Source organism: Streptomyces davaonensis JCM 4913 (genome assembly GCF_000349325.1).
In the GTDB taxonomy this organism is placed as follows: domain Bacteria; phylum Actinomycetota; class Actinomycetes; order Streptomycetales; family Streptomycetaceae; genus Streptomyces; species Streptomyces davaonensis.
In genome coordinates this window covers 8,227,537-8,242,594 of record NC_020504.1, presented here as the reverse complement: position 1 = coordinate 8,242,594, position 15,058 = coordinate 8,227,537, and the positions used below count along the sequence as shown (strand labels likewise).

Sequence of the window (15,058 nt, the reverse complement as noted above, 5' to 3'; positions counted from 1 at the left end):
TGCCCCTCAGCGGTCCTGGTCCTCGACGAGGCGGACGAAGTCGCGCTCGTTGCGCTCGGCGCGCCGCACGTACCAGCGGGCGAGCAGCACGAGCGGGGCGTACAGGCAGAAGCCGAGGACGGTCCATTCCAGGCGGTCGGAGTCCGGGATGGTGGCGAAGAGCAGGGGCAGCGGGCCGATCAGGAGTCCGAGGACGGCGACGACGGCCAGGGCGGCGCGCAGTTGGGAGCGCATCAGGGAGCGGACGTAGGTGTGGCCGAGGGTGGTCTGCTCGTCGATCTCGGTGCGCGGGCGGTAGTAGCCGGAGGCGGGGCGCGTGCGCCGGGGCGGTCCGGTGACGACGACGCGGCGGTCGGCGGGGTCCTGGGCGGCCACGGTCACGGCCTCCTCATCAGCAGGTCCCGCAGCTCGCGCGCGTGGCGCCGGCTGACCTGGAGTTCCTCGGCGCCGACGAGGACGCTGACCGTGCCCGCGTCCAGCCGGAGTTCGCCGATGTGGCGCAGGGCGACCAGATGGCGGCGGTGGATGCGGACGAAGCCGCGGGAGCGCCAGCGGTCCTCCAGGGTGGACAGCGGGATGCGGACCAGGTGGCTACCCTTGTCGGTGTGCAGCCGGGCGTAGTCGCCCTGGGCCTCGACATGGGTGATCTCCTCGACGGGCACGAAGCGGGTCACGCCGCCGAGTTCGACGGGTATGTGGTCCGGGTCGGGCTCGTGCACGGGTATTCGGGGCCCGGCGCCGATCAGTTCGGCGGCCCGGCGGACGGCCTCGCCGAGGCGCTCCTTGCGGACCGGCTTGAGGACGTAGTCGACGGCCTTGAGGTCGAAGGCCTGCACGGCGAAGTCCTCGTGCGCGGTGACGAACACGACCAGCGGGGGCTTGGCGAACCCGCCGAGCAGCCGGGCGAGGTCCAGGCCGTCGAGGCCGGGCATGTTGATGTCGAGGAAGACGACGTCGATCGCCTCGGGCCCGGCGGGCCCCGACTCCAGCGCCCGGTTGATCCGGCGCAGCGCCTCGGTGGCGTCCCCGGCGCCCTCCGCGCTGCCGATGCGGGGATCGGCGTTCAGGAGGTAGAGCAGTTCCTCCAGCGAGGGGCGTTCGTCGTCGACAGCCAGGGCACGCAGCATGAACGTGGAGTGTAGGAGCAATTCGTACGCCTGCACACGGGCCGGGCTGTGGACGTTTCCGCTGGGTAGGGTGCCGCCATGAACAGCAGGACCACGCCGTTCGACGAGCTCGACCGGAAGATCATCACCGCCCTGATGGCGAACGCCAGGACCAGTTTCAACGAGATCGGCGCGGCCGTCGGGCTGTCCTCCACTGCCGTGAAACGGCGCGTGGACCGGCTGCGGGAGTCCGGCGTGATCACCGGGTTCACGGCCACGGTGAAGCCGTCGGCGCTGGGCTGGCGCACGGAGGCGTACGTGGAGGTGTACTGCGAGGGCGCGGCCCCGCCGCGGCGGCTGGCGGAGGTGGTGCGCAACTATCCGGAGATCACCGCGGCGATGACGGTGACGGGTGGCGCGGACGCGTTGCTGCACGTGCGGGCACGGGATGTGGAGCACTTCGAGGAGGTGCTGGAGCGGATCCGCGTCGAGCCTTTCATCCGGAAGACGATCAGCGTGATGGTGCTGTCCCATCTACTCCCGGACAGTCCGGAGGCCGGCGCGAGCCAAGCGGCCCCGGAGAGCACGGGAGAGGGCGCATCAGACCTGCGCTGAGCAGGGAAACAACGCAGCATTCCTGCGTGAACACGCAGCCCTTGTTCCTTGTCGGGCGTCTGGGTCACTTTCTACCGTGGTGTCAACCCAGTCCCACCGCAGGAAGCGGAGGAACCCCTCTGTGCCCGAAACCCGTGTGCCGCGCCGGCGGCGCTTCCTCGTCTGCGAACCCAGACACTTCGCCGTGCAGTACGCGATCAACCCCTGGATGCAACCCGACACCCGGGTCGACGTCGATCTCGCCCAGGAGCAGTGGCAGTCGCTGATCCGCGCCTACCGCGCCCACGGCCACGCCGTCGACACCGTGGAGCCGGTCCCCGGACTCCCCGACATGGTCTTCGCCGCGAACTGCGCGGTCAGCGTGGACGGCCGGGTCTTCGGCTCGCTCTTCCACGCGGCCGAGCGGCGCCCGGAGTCCACCCACTACGAGACGTGGTTCAAGGCGTCCGGATTCGACGTCTACCGCCCCGAGTCGGTGTGCGAGGGCGAGGGCGACCTGGTCCCCGCGGGCCGCTATGTGCTGGCCGGCACCGGTTTCCGCACCACCCGCGAGGCCCATCGCGAGGTGCAGGAGTTCTTCGGCGTCCCGGTGATCAGCCTGACGCTGGTGGACCCGTACTTCTACCACCTGGACACCGCGCTGTTCGTGCTGGACGAGAACAACATCGCCTACTACCCGGAGGCGTTCTCGCCGGGGAGCCGCGAGGTGCTCCGGCGGCTGTACCCGGACGCGGTGCTGGCGACCCGTGAGGACGCGATGGCGTTCGGTCTGAACTCCGTCTCCGACGGCCTGCACGTCTTCATCGCGCCCGGTGCGACCGCCCTCGCCGACCAGCTGGCCCTGCGTGGCTACGTCCCCGTCCCCGTCGACCTGTCCGAGCTGCTGAAGGCCGGCGGCGGCATCAAGTGCTGCACCCAGGAGATCCGCTCATGACCGCACCCGCGCACACCCGTTCCTCCGCCGACCTGATCCGCGCCGAGGAGCCCGTCCTCGCGCACAACTACCACCCGCTGCCGGTCGTCGTCGCGCGCGCCGAGGGCACCTGGGTGGAGGACGTCGAGGGCAACCGCTACCTGGACATGCTGGCGGGCTACTCGGCGCTCAACTTCGGCCACCGCCACCCCGGGCTGATCGAGGCCGCCCACCGGCAGCTGGATCTGCTCACGCTCACCTCGCGGGCGTTCCACAACGACAAGCTCGCCGAGTTCGCCGAGCGCCTGGCCGCGCTGACCGGCCTGGACATGGTGCTGCCCATGAACACCGGCGCCGAGGCCGTGGAGAGCGCGGTCAAGGTGGCCCGCAAGTGGGCGTACGAGGTCAAGGGTGTCCCGGACGGCCAGGCCACCATCGTGGTCGCGGCGGACAACTTCCACGGCCGTACGACGACCATCGTCAGCTTCTCCACCGACGAGACCGCCCGCTCCGGCTTCGGACCCTTCACCCCGGGCTTCCGGGTCGTCCCCTACAACGACCTGGCCGCGCTGGAGGAGGCCGTCGACGACACCACGGCGGCGGTCCTCATCGAGCCGATCCAGGGCGAGGCGGGCGTGGTCATCCCCGACGACGGCTATCTGGCCGGAGTGCGGGAGCTGACCAGCCGCAAGGGCTGTCTGTTCATCGCGGACGAGATCCAGTCGGGCCTCGGCCGCACCGGCCGTACCCTCGCCGTCGAGCACGAGGCGGTCGTGCCCGACATGCTGCTGCTCGGCAAGGCGCTGGGCGGCGGCATCGTCCCGGTGTCCGCCGTGGTGGCCAAGCGCGAGGTGCTCGGGGTGCTGCGGCCCGGCGAGCACGGCTCCACGTTCGGCGGCAACCCGCTGGCCGCCGCCGTCGGCACCGCGGTGGTGGAGCTGCTGGAGACCGGCGAGTTCCAGCGCCGGGCGGCCGACCTCGGCGTCGGCCTGAGGGACGGGCTGACCGAACTCGTCGGCAAGGGCGTGGTCGGCTTCCGCGCCCGCGGCCTGTGGGCGGGCGTGGACATCGACCCCTCGGTGGGCACCGGCCGGGAGATCAGTGAGCGGCTGATGCGGGAGGGCGTGCTGGTCAAGGACACGCACGGCTCCACGATCCGGCTGGCTCCGCCGCTGACGATCACCGCCGAGGAGCTGGCGGGTGCGCTGGCCGCGCTGGAGAAGGTACTGAAGTAGGCGAGGAGAGTGCCCGCAGTGGCCGTCTCTCCTTCGCACTGCGAGGGTGAACACTGGGATCAGAGGTGGTAGACCACTGACGTGGACCACTCTCAGCGACTCTCAGCGACGGAGAGGTCGGCCGTGGGCACACAGGAGGAGCGCGCCGCAGCACGGCATCGGTTCGATGTGGCCGATGCCGTGCCCGTGCTGCTCGACGACCGGGGTCTGGTGACCTGCTGGACCCACGCGGCCCAGCGGCTGCTGGCCTATGGTCCGGCCGAGGTGGTGGGCCGGCCGGTGGCCGGGCTGCTGACGGACGAGGACGCGGCGCGCCTCCCGGAGCTGGGCGAGCGGTGCCGCCGGGACGGCGGCTGGGCGGGGCTGCTGACCGCCCGGCGCGCGGACGGGACCCCGGTGCGGGTGATGACGCGGGTCGTCGCCGCGCCGGAGGAGGACGGTTCGGCGCGCTGGCTGGCGCTGCTGTCGGAGATGGAGCAGGCGCCGGGCTGGGACATGAGCCGGACGGTGCTGGAGCAGATGGCGGCCCGCTCGCCCGTCGGCATAGCGATCGTGGACACCGATCTGCGGTTCGTCTGGTCCAACGCCGCGCTGGAGGAGTACGGCGGCGGACCGCCCTACCAGCGGCTGGGGCGGCGGCTCGCGGACATCCAGCCGGGCCTGGACGCGGCGGCCCTGGAGACGCAGATGCGGCGGGTGCTGGAGACCGGGGAGCCGATCGTCGGGTACGAGCACCTCGGGCATCTGCGCTCGGCACCGTACCGGGAGACGGCGCACATGATGTCGTTCACCCGGCTCGACGACGACCAGGGCCGGGCGATGGGCGTGTACTACACGGTCGTCGACGTCAGCGAGCGGCACCGGGCCCGACAGCGGCTCGCCCTGCTGGACCGCGCGGGCCGGCACATCGGACGCACGCTGGACGTGGTGCACACCGCCCAGGAGCTGGCGGACGTGGCGGTGCCGGGCTTCGCCGACCTGGTCTGGGTGGATCTGCTCGACTCGGTGCTCAGCGGCGGGGAACCCGCACCCGGGCCGCTGAGCCGGACCGGGCCGGTGGCGCTGCGCCGGGCCGGACATCGCTCGGAAACCGAGGACGCGGCCGTCGGCATAGGAGCCGTGGCCACCTATCTCGCGGGGTCGCCGCCGATCCGCTCGCTGACCAGTGGCCGCTCCTGGCGTGCCGAGCGGCTCGATCCGCTCGCCCGGGAATGGGCCGTGGACGTGCTGGGCCGGGAGGCCACCTTCCGGGAGCTGGGGCTGCACAGCGTGATGATCGTGCCGGTCCGCGCGCGGGGCGTCACGCTGGGGATCACCACGTTCTTCCGGCGCAGCCGCAAGGAGCCGTTCGACGCGGACGATCTGCGGCTCGCCGAGGACCTGGTGTCGCGGGCCGCTGTCTGCGTGGACAACGCCCGCCGCTACACCCGCGAACGGGACGCCGCCCTGGTCCTCCAGCGCAGTCTGCTCCCCCACCGGCTGTGCGACCAGGACGCCGTGGAGGTCGCCTCCTGCTACCGGCCCGCCGACGAGCTGACCGGCCTCGGCGGCGACTGGTACGACCTCGTGCCGCTGTCCGGGGCGCGGGTCGCGCTGGTGGTGGGCGAGGTGCCGGGGCACGGCATCGACGCCGCCGCGGCCATGGGCCGCCTGCGTACGGCCGTACGGACGCTCGCCGCGCTGGATCTGCGGCCCGACGAGGTGCTGGCCCATCTCGACGACCTGGTCGGCAGGTCGGCCCGGGACGAGGGCGTGGCGCCGGACACCGAGGGCGCCGACAGCATGCGGGGCGTGGGGGCGGGGTGCCTGTACGCGGTGTACGACCCGGTGGACGGGCAGTGCACCATGGCCGCCGCCGGCCATCCCTCCCCCGCCGTCCTGCTGCCCGACGGCGAGGTGACCTTCGTCGATCTGCCGCAGGGGCCGCCGCTCGGCGTGGGCGGCCCGCCCTTCGAGGCGGTCGAGCTGGTGCTGGCCGAGGGCAGCACGCTCGCCCTGTACACCGACGGCCTGCTGGCCCGCGGCGACGCCGGGACCAGGGACGCGGACCGGGACCGGCTGCGCCCGGCCCTGGAACGGACCGCGCCCTCCCTCGCGCTGCACGCCAGGGCCGTGGTGGACGCGCTGGTCCCGGTGCGGCCGCAGGACGACGTGGTGCTGCTGATGGCCCGCACCCGGCTGCTGGGCTCCGACCAGGTCGCGGACTGGGACCTGCCGAGCGATCCCGCCGTGGTCGCCGACGCCCGCAAGGGCGCCACCCGCCAGCTTTCCGAATGGGATCTGGAGCCGCTGGCCTTCACCACCGAACTGATCGTCAGCGAGCTGGTCACCAACGCCATCCGGCACGCGGCCGGGCCCATCCGGCTGCGGCTGATCAAGGAGCGCTCGCTGATCTGCGAGGTCCTGGACGGCGGCGCCTCCGCCCCGCATCTGCGCCATCCGCGCGCCACCGACGAGGGCGGCCGGGGGCTGTTGCTGGTGTCCCAGTTCGCCCAGCGATGGGGCACGCGCTTCGCCCCCGAGGGCAAGATCATCTGGGCCGAGCAGTCCCTCACGGAGCCGGTGGACTGATCGGCACCTTGGGCGCATATGCCACATGCCATGCCAAACTGGGGTGATCTCGGTGATGAGGCGGGACTCATGAGCGACACGGCGATCGACTACGGGGCAGTCTTCCAGGCCCTGCCCGGCATGGTGGCACTGCTGACACCCGAGTTGATCTACGCGGATGTCAACGAAGACTTCCTGCTCATGACCGGGCGCAGCCGCGAGGACCTCGTCGGCCGCTATCTCTTCGACGCGTTCCCCGACAACCCCAACGACTCCGCCGCCACCGGCATGCGCAATCTGGCGGCCTCCCTCCAGCGGGTGGTCGCCACCGGCGAGCGGGACGTGATGGCGCTCCAGCGCTACGACGTGGAGTCCGTGGAACGGCCGGGGCAGTGGGAGGAGCGCTACTGGAGCCCGGTCAACGCCCCGGTCCTCGGCCCCGACGGCAAGGTGGTCCTGCTGGTCCACCGGGTCGAGGAGGTCACGGAACTGATCCGGGCCCGCGGCGGCCCGACCGGCAGCCGGGCCCGCGTGATGGAGGCCGAGCTGTACACCAGGGCCCGGGAACTCCAGGAGCTCAACGACCGGCTCCGGCAGGCCCACGCCCGCGAACGGGAGGTCGCGCTCGCCCTCCAGGAGGCGATGCTGCCCGCCCGCCGCCAGGTCCGCCACCAGGCCGTCGCGGTGCGCTACCGGCCCGCGGTCGGCGCGCTGAACGTGTGCGGGGACTGGTACGACCTGGTCGACCTGGTCGGCGGCAACCGCATCGGCGTCTCCGTCGGGGACGTGGTCGGCCACGGCCTCGCGGCGGCCGGGGTGATGGGCCAGCTGCGCAGCGCGCTGAGCGCCGCCTCACGAGTCGCCGAGGGGCCGGGCCAGGCGCTCGACGTCCTCGGCCGGTACGCGCATGTCGTCGACGGTGCGGAATCGGCCACCGCGGTCACCACATTCGTCGATCTCGACCGGCACACCATCGCCTACAGCAGCGCCGGGCATCCGCCGCCCGCGCTGCTGCACCCCGACGGCCGGGTGGAGTTCCTCGACCGGGCCACCGACCCGCCGCTCGACGCCCGCCCCGATCCCGTCCAACGACCGCAGGCGGAGACGGAGTTCACCGAGGGCGCCACCCTCGTGCTCTACACCGACGGCCTGGTGGAACGCAGACGGGAGGACATCTACGCCGGTCTGGCCCGGCTCGCCGACTCCCTCGTCCGGCACTGTCACGACGACCCCGAGACCCTCGCGGACGCGGTCCTGCTGGACCTGCTGCCGCCCGGCGGCGCCACCGACGACACGGCGCTGGTGGTGGTGCGGCTCTGACGGGTTGTGAGTTCCCTGTCAAGGTCGTCGGAAAGGTCCGCGCCAGTCGCCTCCGAGCCGGTTCCCGCCCCACCCGCCTGTGCCTACACTGGCACCCCCACAACACGCCGGTTGACCTGCAAGTAGAGGAGCGCCTCCTTGTTCTACTACCTGCTCAAGTACGTGTTGCTGGGCCCCTTGTTGAGACTCGTCTTCCGCCCGCGCACGGAAGGGCTGGAACACGTCCCGTCGTCCGGGGCGGCGATCGTGGCGGGCAACCACCTGTCCTTCTCGGACCACTTCCTGATGCCCGCGATCCTCAAGCGCCGCATCACCTTCCTGGCCAAGGCCGAGTACTTCACCGGGCCCGGCCTCAAGGGCCGGCTGACCGCGTTCTTCTTCCGCAGCGCCGGCCAGATCCCGGTCGACCGCTCCGGCAAGGAGGCCGGCCAGGCCGCGATCCGCGAGGGCCTCGGCGTCCTGCGCAAGGACGAACTGCTGGGCATCTACCCGGAGGGCACCCGCTCCCACGACGGCCGCCTGTACAAGGGCAAGGTCGGCGTCGCGGTCATGGCGCTCAAGGCGGGCGTGCCGGTGATCCCCTGCGCGATGATCGGCACCTTCGAGGCCCAGCCGCCCGGCAAGGTCATCCCGAACATCCACCCCGTGGTGATCCGCTTCGGCAAGCCCCTGGACTTCTCCCGCTACGCCGGCATGGAGAACGAGAAGGCCATCCTGCGCGCCATCACCGACGAGATCATGTACGCCATCCTGTCCCTCTCCGAGCAGGAGTACGTCGACCAGTACGCGGCCGTCGCCAAGGCGGAGCAGGCCGCGGCCCGCGAGCAGAAGACGCGCAGGTTCCCGAAGATGCCGCTCGGCTGAGGGCATGTTCCGCTGGATCAAGGTGAGTTGACGACCGTACCCTCACCGCATGGGACGCGTGGTGGTGATCGGGGCGACGGGACAGATCGGTCGTGCGGCGGTGGCCGCCCTCGCCGGGGACGGCTGGGAGGTGACGGCACTCTCCCGGCGCGCCACCCGGGTCGAGGGCTGGCCGGACGAGGTGCGGGTGGTGGCGGCCGACCGCGACGACGACTCCGCGCTGGCCGCGGCGATCGGCGACGGCTGCGACACGGTCGTCGACCTGGTGGCCTACGGCGCCGCGCACGCCCACCAGTTGACCGCGCTGGCCGGGCGGATCGGCTCGGCGGTGGTGATCTCCAGCGCGGAGGTGTACGAGGACGACCGGGGCCGGGGCTTCGCCACGATGGGAGAGCCGGACGGCTTCCCCGCGTATCCGGTGCCGATCCGGGAGGACCAGCCGACGGTCCGGGCGGACGGGGACACCTACCGCTCGGGCAAGGCGGCACTGGAGCACGAACTCCTCGCCTCCGCCGGCGCGTTGCCCACCACTCTGCTCCGCGCCTGCGCGGTCCACGGCCCGTACAGCCCGCTCCCCCGCGAACTGTACTTCGTCAAGCGCAACCTGGACGGCCGCCGCCGAAGAGCGCTCGCCTTCTCCGGAGAGAGCCGCTTCCATCCGTCCGGGACCCGCAACCTCGCCGAGCTGATCCGGCTGGCGGCGGCCCGGCCGGGCTCGCGGGTGCTCAACGCGGCGGATCCGCAGGCACCGACGGTCGCGGAGATCGGGGCGGCGGTGGACGCGGTGATGGGCGTGGACCCGGAGACGGTCCTCCTGGAGGGCCCGCCGCCGAACCCCGCCGTGGGACGGACTCCGTGGTCGGCCGAGCGCCCGGTGGTGTGCGACATGACGGCTGCCGAACGGGAGTTGGGCTACCGGCCGGTGACGACCTACGTACAGGCGCTGCCCGAGACGGTGCAGTGGCTGGAGCGGGTGCTGGCCGAGCGGGACTGGCGGGAGGCGTTCCCGCTGCTCGCGAAGGTGTACCCGGACCTGTTCGACTACGCGGCGGAGGACGCGTGGTTCGAGAGGTGAGCGCGCAGGAAGCGCGACTCAGGGAGTGAGCGACGCCAGCGCCTCGTCCAGGATCCGGCGCAGCACCCGCGCGTCCGCTGCGACGGCGGTCACCAGTACGGCGGGCCCGGGCAGCGGCATCAGTACGGCCTGTTCGCCGAGCACCCGAGCGGCATCCGGCGCTTTCTCGAACTCGGGTCGTACGACGACGAGTTGCCCGACCGCGCGATGTCCGGCGAGCCCGGCGGGACCGTCCCAGCCGCCCGGGGCGCCGGGTCCGCAGGCCAGTTCCTGATCGAGGACGGTGCGCCCGGCGACGCGCAGGGTCAGTCGGCTGGTGAGCCGCCCCGGTTCCTCGCCCACGCGCCCGAGGACCTGCTCCTCACGCAGGACCAGCCGGGCACCGGCCTGGAGATCGACCCGCGTGGTGACGAACAGCTCGCTGCCCGCGGCGGAGATCAACTGCTCGGGCAGCCAGTGCAGTTCGCCGCCGTCGGCCACGGTGATCCGTACGTCGTAGCGGGCCGCGCCCTTGGCCTGGCCGGGCAGGGCGATGGTCGCGGCGGCGGATCCGACGTGCAGCCGGGCCCCGGCCGCCACCTCGGCCTCGACGGCGAACCGGTCGCCGCCGAGGGGTCCGCTCATGGCACCGACCAGCATGACCCGCGCCTCGGCACCGCTCCCCCGGGTGCGCCGCAGGGCGAGCGGCCCATCGCCCTCCAGCACGGGCAGCGCCGTACCGCCCCTGCCGTCACCGCGTGCGCCGATGCGGGCGGTGGCGGTGACGCCGGCGGCGATCACGCCGCCCACGCGGCGAGCTGCGCGCGCACCCAGTCGGCGACCTCCCGGACGCCGTCCTCGCCGCGCAAGGACTGGAAGACGACGGGGAGTTCGGCGCGCTGCGCCTTGGCGTCGGCGGCCATCCGGGCGAGATCGGAGCCGACGTAGGGGGCGAGATCGGTCTTGTTGACGACGAGCAGATCGGCCGTGGTCACCCCGGGCCCGCCCTTGCGCGGGATGTCGTCGCCGCCCGCGACGTCGATCACGAAGATCTGCGCGTCCACGAGGCCCTTGGAGAAGGTGGCGGTCAGATTGTCCCCGCCGGATTCCACGAGCACGAGGTGCAGGGGCCCGACCTCGTCCTCCAGGTCCTCGACGGCTTCGAGGTTGGCGGAGATGTCGTCACGGATGGCGGTGTGCGGACAGGCGCCCGTCTCGACGGCGGTGATCCGCTCGGCCGGCAGAACGGCCTCCCGCAACAGGAACTCGGCGTCCTCGCGGGTGTAGATGTCATTGGTGACGACGGCCAGCGACAGCTCATCGCGCAAGGCACGGCACAGCGCGGCCACTGTGGCGGTCTTCCCCGACCCGACGGGCCCACCGAGCCCGATCCGAAGGGCACGGCGAGAGCCGTCGGGACGACGGGCGTCGGCGCTGACGGCGGACGGCCCGTGCGGGGTGTGGTCAAGATGCATGTACGGCTCCAGTTCTGCCGGTGGTGCTCGGTTCGAGGCGGGACTCAGGACGCGAACAGCCGCACCCCCCAGGCCGCATGGACCTCCGCCCCGATCTCCAACAGGGGCGACGACCCCGCGGGCAGGGCCTCGACGCCCGTGTCGACGACGTCCCGCGCCGCCTCCACCGCCTGGTCCGCGACCAGGTCCATCTCAGGCGCCAACCGAGCCAGCACAGCCGTAGCGTCGAACGGATCAAGACTCAACAGCCGCACCGTCGCGGACGCAGGCCCACTGACACTCTCGTACACCGCGCAGTACGCGGCATCCACCGCACCGAGCCCGGCCGCGCGGGCCGTCACCCCGAGCACCACGGGCTGATGGGCCCCCTTGGGGAACGACCTGGCGAGAGCGTCGAGTTCACCGGAGGGCCAGGTGGCCCGAGCGGCCCGCATCAACTGCCGCCCCAGCTTCCGCGCAGCAAGCCGCAGCGCAGGGGACGGCGTCCGCGCATCCGCCGCCGCGTCCAGCGCCACCGGATCCACCCCGAGGGACGCCGCCGCCGCGACCGCCGCGCACACCCGGCCCACGGTGTGCAGCCGCCCGCGACAGAACTCCTCCAGACTCGCCGCCCCGGTCACCCGCCCGGCCTTGACGGCCGCCTCCGCCCCACCGGAGTGCGCATGCCCCCCGGCGGGAAAGCGGCCGTCGGCCAGGACGAGAAGCGCTGCCCTGGACATCAGAAGAGGAAGTACCGCTGAGCCATGGGCAGTTCGACGGCAGGAGTGGCCTCGACCAGCTCCCCGTCGATGCGCACGGCGAAGCTGTCGGGGTCGACCTCGACACGCGGCCGGGCGTCGTTCTCCCGCATGTCGGCCTTGGTGACTCCGCGCGTGGAGTCGATCCCGACGAACCGCTTGCCGAGCTGGAGCCGTTCCGGCAGCCCGTCCTCGATCGCCAGCGGCGCCACGAAGTTCACGGAATTGGCGGCGGGCCCGCGCCCGATCGCCCCGAACATCGGCCGCGGCAGGACCGGCTGCGGCGTCGGGATGGAGGCGTTGGCGTCGCCCATCTGCGCGTACGCGATCTGCCCGCCCTTGAGGACGAGTTGCGGCTTGACCCCGAAGAACGCGGGCTCCCACAGCACCAGATCGGCCAGCTTCCCGGACTCCACGGACCCGACCTGCCCGGCGATGCCCTGGGCGAGGGCCGGGTTGATCGTGTACTTGGCGACATAGCGCCGTACCCGCAGATTGTCCGCGCGCCCGTCCCCCGGCAGCGCCCCTCGCCGCCGCTTCATGACATGCGCGGTCTGCCAGGTGCGCAGGACGACCTCGCCGACGCGGCCCATGGCCTGTGAGTCGGAGGAGATGATCGAGATGGCGCCGAGGTCGTGCAGGATGTCCTCGGCGCCGATCGTGGACGGCCGGATCCGGGACTCGGCGAAGGCCAGGTCCTCCGGGACCGCCGGGTTGAGGTGGTGGCACACCATCAGCATGTCGAGGTGTTCCTCGGCGGTGTTGACGGTGAACGGCCGCGTCGGGTTGGTGGAGCTGGGCAGCACATGCGGCTCGGAGACCACGGTCATGATGTCCGGCGCGTGCCCGCCGCCCGCGCCCTCGGTGTGGTACGCGTGAATGCCGCGGCCCCCGATGGCGGCGAGGGTGTCCCCGACGAACCCGGCTTCGTTCAGGGTGTCGGTGTGGATGGCGATCTGGATGCCGGTACGGTCGGCGACGGTCAGCGAGGCGTCTATGACGGCGGGCGTCGAGCCCCAGTCCTCGTGCAGCTTCAGGCCCATCGCACCCCCGCGGATCTGCGACAGCATCGCCTCGTGCGAGACGGTGTTGCCCTTGCCGAGGAAGCCGATGTTCAGCGGATAGGACTCCATCGCCTCCAGCATCCGCGCCAGATGCCACGGCCCCGGTGTCACGGTGGTCGCCTTGGAGCCCTCGGCAGGTCCGGTGCCGCCGCCGATCAGCGTCGTGATGCCCGAGGCGAGCGCCTCGTCGGCGATCTGCGGGCAGATGAAGTGGACGTGCGCGTCGATGGCACCGGCGGTGAGTATCTTGCCGTTGCCCGCGATGACCTCGGTCTCGGGGCCGATGACGAGATCCGGGTGCACCCCGTCCATGGTGTCGGGGTTGCCCGCCTTGCCGATGCCGGCGATCCGGCCGTCGCGGATGCCGATGTCGGCCTTGACGACGCCCCAGTGGTCGATCACCACGGCACCGGTGATGACCGTGTCGGGGGTGCCGTCTGCGCGCGTAGCACGCGACTGGCCCATGGACTCGCGGATGACCTTGCCGCCGCCGAACACGGCCTCGTCACCGGCGAGTCCGGGCCCGCCCGAGCGGTCCTCCTCGATCTCCACGAGCAGATCGGTGTCGGCGAGCCGGATCCGGTCCCCGGTCGTCGGGCCGAACAGGTCGGCGTAGGCGGCACGCGAGATCTCAGGCATCGAGGGCACCTCCGGTCTCCCCGCGCAGTCCGGGCACGACACGGGCGCCGGCCAGCGGGACGAGTTCGACGTCGACGGGGATCCCGGGCTCGAAGCGCACGGCGGTGCCGGCGGCGATGTTGAGCCGCTTGCCGCGGGCGGCGGCGCGGTCGAAGTCCAGACCGGGGTTGGCCTCGGCGAAGTGGTAGTGGGAGCCGACCTGGACGGGCCGGTCGGCGGCATTGAGGACGGTCAGCCGGGTGACCTCACGGCCTGCGTTGTAGACGATCGGCCCCTCAGCGAAGTGGACCTCTCCGGGAATCATCGAAGCGCCCTCCCTCAGACGATCGGCTCGTGGACGGTGACGAGCTTGGTGCCGTCGGGGAAGGTCGCCTCGACCTGGACCTCGTGGATCATCTCCGGGACGCCCTCCATGACGTCGTCCCGGGTGAGCAGCTTGCGGCCGGAGGACATCAGCTCGGCGACCGTACGGCCGTCGCGTGCGCCTTCGAGGAGGTGGGAGGTGATGAGGGCGACGGCCTCGGGGTGGTTGAGCTTGAGCCCGCGGGCCCGGCGCTTCTCGGCGACGTCGGCCGCGACATGGATCAGCAGCCTCTCCTGCTCGTGCGGGGTCAGTTGCACGTCCCACCTCACCTCTCGCTCCGGACCGTGCGGGGCCCGGTTGCCGCGGCCACGGGCAAAGTCCCTGGTGGCGTGGAGGGAGGCTAGTTGGACCGAGTTTCGGGAACGTTAACCGAGCTGTGATCCGGTCAGGCGTCCGATCGCGGCGCGGCCATGCTCATCAGGGCGCGCAGTCCGTCCTGGAGGACCTCGACCGGAACCGGCCCGAACAGGGACTGCTGGGCGATGAAGCCCTGCACGGCGGCGACCATGGTCCGGGCGACGTGTTCGGCTGGGATGTCCGCCCGCATCATGCCGGCGTCCTGGTAGCCCTCGAACACCCGGGTCCAGGCCACGCTCACCACGCCGTACACCTCGTCCATCACGCCCGAGAGGTCCGGGTCGCGCGCCGTCTCCGCCCAGACCTGCATCATCAGCCTCGGGAAGGCCGGTGCGTCGTCGATGGTGAGGGAGCCCCAGATGCGCATCGCGCGGCCGAGCACCTCGCCGACCAGCTCGTCCAGCGGCGGGGGCGGGCTCTGCCGGGTGACCTCCTCGAACACGGTGACCAGCTCGGCGAGGACGCCCTTGACGATCGCGGAGATCAGCTCGTCCTTCCCGCTGAAGTAGCGGTACACCGCTCCGGCCGAGAGGTCGACCTCCTTCAGTACGTCCTGCATGGAGGTGGCGTGGAAGCCGTTGCGGGCGAAGCAGCGGGCGGCGCCTTCCAGGATCTGGCGGCGGCGGGCGTCGAGATGTTCCTGGGATACGCGGGCCATGGTCCCTCAATTTAAAACGAACGTTCCTTCTTGACAAGTGGGCCGGGCGGCGCGACGCTGATGCCTCCACTAAAACGAATGATCGTTCTCTTTAAGAGTCGATCTCT

16 protein-coding genes are annotated in these 15,058 nt (G+C 71.9%); 7 read left to right on the top strand and 9 right to left on the bottom strand.

Features of this window, described 5'->3' with window-relative positions; translation table 11 throughout:
• Positions 1 to 6: 6 nt before the first annotated feature.
• A complete protein-coding gene (locus BN159_RS36530) occupies positions 7 to 375 on the bottom strand; it encodes a hypothetical protein (RefSeq protein WP_015662069.1) in 369 nt (122 codons plus the stop codon).
• Between the two features lie 2 nt (positions 376 to 377).
• Positions 378 to 1,127, bottom strand: a complete 750-nt coding sequence (locus BN159_RS36525; protein ID WP_015662068.1) for a LytR/AlgR family response regulator transcription factor — start codon at positions 1,125 to 1,127, stop codon at positions 378 to 380.
• Between the two features lie 78 nt (positions 1,128 to 1,205).
• On the opposite strand from BN159_RS36525, the gene BN159_RS36520 reads away from it, so the two are divergent.
• The 7 genes from BN159_RS36520 (at position 1,206) to BN159_RS36490 (ending at position 9,678) form a co-directional block, all read left to right on the top strand.
• On the top strand, positions 1,206 to 1,721 hold the full coding sequence (locus tag BN159_RS36520) for an Lrp/AsnC family transcriptional regulator (protein WP_015662067.1): 516 nt from the start codon (positions 1,206 to 1,208) through the stop codon (positions 1,719 to 1,721).
• A gap of 121 nt (positions 1,722 to 1,842) precedes the next feature.
• Positions 1,843 to 2,655: a dimethylargininase gene (ddaH, locus tag BN159_RS36515; protein WP_015662066.1), complete on the top strand. Its 813-nt coding sequence runs from the start codon at positions 1,843 to 1,845 to the stop codon at positions 2,653 to 2,655.
• Positions 2,652 to 3,869, top strand: coding sequence for an ornithine--oxo-acid transaminase (gene rocD, locus BN159_RS36510; protein WP_015662065.1), 1,218 nt, complete (start codon positions 2,652 to 2,654; stop codon positions 3,867 to 3,869). The genes ddaH and rocD overlap by 4 nt, the downstream gene beginning before the upstream one ends.
• A gap of 123 nt (positions 3,870 to 3,992) precedes the next feature.
• Positions 3,993 to 6,440 (top strand): SpoIIE family protein phosphatase, encoded by a 2,448-nt coding sequence (locus BN159_RS36505; protein ID WP_015662064.1) that lies wholly within the window; start codon positions 3,993 to 3,995, stop codon positions 6,438 to 6,440.
• A 69-nt stretch (positions 6,441 to 6,509) separates the two neighbouring features.
• Positions 6,510 to 7,739: a PP2C family protein-serine/threonine phosphatase gene (locus BN159_RS36500; protein ID WP_015662063.1), complete on the top strand. Its 1,230-nt coding sequence runs from the start codon at positions 6,510 to 6,512 to the stop codon at positions 7,737 to 7,739.
• Between the two features lie 138 nt (positions 7,740 to 7,877).
• Complete coding sequence (locus BN159_RS36495; protein ID WP_015662062.1) at positions 7,878 to 8,603, top strand: lysophospholipid acyltransferase family protein; 726 nt, start codon at positions 7,878 to 7,880, stop codon at positions 8,601 to 8,603.
• A 49-nt stretch (positions 8,604 to 8,652) separates the two neighbouring features.
• Complete coding sequence (locus BN159_RS36490) at positions 8,653 to 9,678, top strand: NAD-dependent epimerase/dehydratase family protein (protein ID WP_015662061.1); 1,026 nt, start codon at positions 8,653 to 8,655, stop codon at positions 9,676 to 9,678.
• A gap of 18 nt (positions 9,679 to 9,696) precedes the next feature.
• Here BN159_RS36490 and BN159_RS36485 read toward each other — a convergent pair whose 3' ends face one another.
• From BN159_RS36485 to BN159_RS36455, 7 genes are all read right to left on the bottom strand, one after another.
• Positions 9,697 to 10,467 (bottom strand): urease accessory protein UreD, encoded by a 771-nt coding sequence (locus tag BN159_RS36485; protein ID WP_041820384.1) that lies wholly within the window; start codon positions 10,465 to 10,467, stop codon positions 9,697 to 9,699.
• Positions 10,455 to 11,132, bottom strand: a complete 678-nt coding sequence (ureG, locus tag BN159_RS36480) for an urease accessory protein UreG (RefSeq protein WP_015662059.1) — start codon at positions 11,130 to 11,132, stop codon at positions 10,455 to 10,457. The genes BN159_RS36485 and ureG overlap by 13 nt, the downstream gene beginning before the upstream one ends.
• A gap of 44 nt (positions 11,133 to 11,176) precedes the next feature.
• A complete protein-coding gene (locus BN159_RS36475; RefSeq protein ID WP_015662058.1) occupies positions 11,177 to 11,851 on the bottom strand; it encodes an urease accessory protein UreF in 675 nt (224 codons plus the stop codon).
• The gene (locus BN159_RS36470; RefSeq protein ID WP_015662057.1) at positions 11,851 to 13,572 is read right to left on the bottom strand and encodes an urease subunit alpha; all 1,722 of its coding nucleotides are present in this window, start codon (positions 13,570 to 13,572) and stop codon (positions 11,851 to 11,853) included. The genes BN159_RS36475 and BN159_RS36470 overlap by 1 nt, the downstream gene beginning before the upstream one ends.
• A complete protein-coding gene (locus BN159_RS36465; RefSeq protein WP_015662056.1) occupies positions 13,565 to 13,876 on the bottom strand; it encodes an urease subunit beta in 312 nt (103 codons plus the stop codon). The genes BN159_RS36470 and BN159_RS36465 overlap by 8 nt, the downstream gene beginning before the upstream one ends.
• Positions 13,877 to 13,890: 14 nt before the next feature.
• Positions 13,891 to 14,193, bottom strand: a complete 303-nt coding sequence (locus tag BN159_RS36460; protein WP_015662055.1) for an urease subunit gamma — start codon at positions 14,191 to 14,193, stop codon at positions 13,891 to 13,893.
• A gap of 128 nt (positions 14,194 to 14,321) precedes the next feature.
• The gene (locus BN159_RS36455) at positions 14,322 to 14,951 is read right to left on the bottom strand and encodes a TetR/AcrR family transcriptional regulator (protein WP_015662054.1); all 630 of its coding nucleotides are present in this window, start codon (positions 14,949 to 14,951) and stop codon (positions 14,322 to 14,324) included.
• Between the last annotated feature and the right edge of the window lie 107 nt (positions 14,952 to 15,058).

Bases quoted from the DNA above. Each gene is read 5' to 3' on its own strand.
- BN159_RS36525 (WP_015662068.1), bottom strand. From the start codon at position 1,127: ATGCTGCGTGCCCTGGCTGTCGACGACGAACGCCCCTCGCTGGAGGAA.
- BN159_RS36520 (WP_015662067.1), top strand. From the start codon at position 1,206: ATGAACAGCAGGACCACGCCGTTCGACGAGCTCGACCGGAAGATCATC.
- rocD (WP_015662065.1), top strand. From the start codon at position 2,652: ATGACCGCACCCGCGCACACCCGTTCCTCCGCCGACCTGATCCGCGCC.
- BN159_RS36500 (WP_015662063.1), top strand. From the start codon at position 6,510: ATGAGCGACACGGCGATCGACTACGGGGCAGTCTTCCAGGCCCTGCCC.
- BN159_RS36490 (WP_015662061.1), top strand. From the start codon at position 8,653: ATGGGACGCGTGGTGGTGATCGGGGCGACGGGACAGATCGGTCGTGCG.
- ureG (WP_015662059.1), bottom strand. From the start codon at position 11,132: ATGCATCTTGACCACACCCCGCACGGGCCGTCCGCCGTCAGCGCCGAC.
- BN159_RS36475 (WP_015662058.1), bottom strand. From the start codon at position 11,851: ATGTCCAGGGCAGCGCTTCTCGTCCTGGCCGACGGCCGCTTTCCCGCC.
- BN159_RS36470 (WP_015662057.1), bottom strand. From the start codon at position 13,572: ATGCCTGAGATCTCGCGTGCCGCCTACGCCGACCTGTTCGGCCCGACG.
- BN159_RS36465 (WP_015662056.1), bottom strand. From the start codon at position 13,876: ATGATTCCCGGAGAGGTCCACTTCGCTGAGGGGCCGATCGTCTACAAC.
- BN159_RS36455 (WP_015662054.1), bottom strand. From the start codon at position 14,951: ATGGCCCGCGTATCCCAGGAACATCTCGACGCCCGCCGCCGCCAGATC.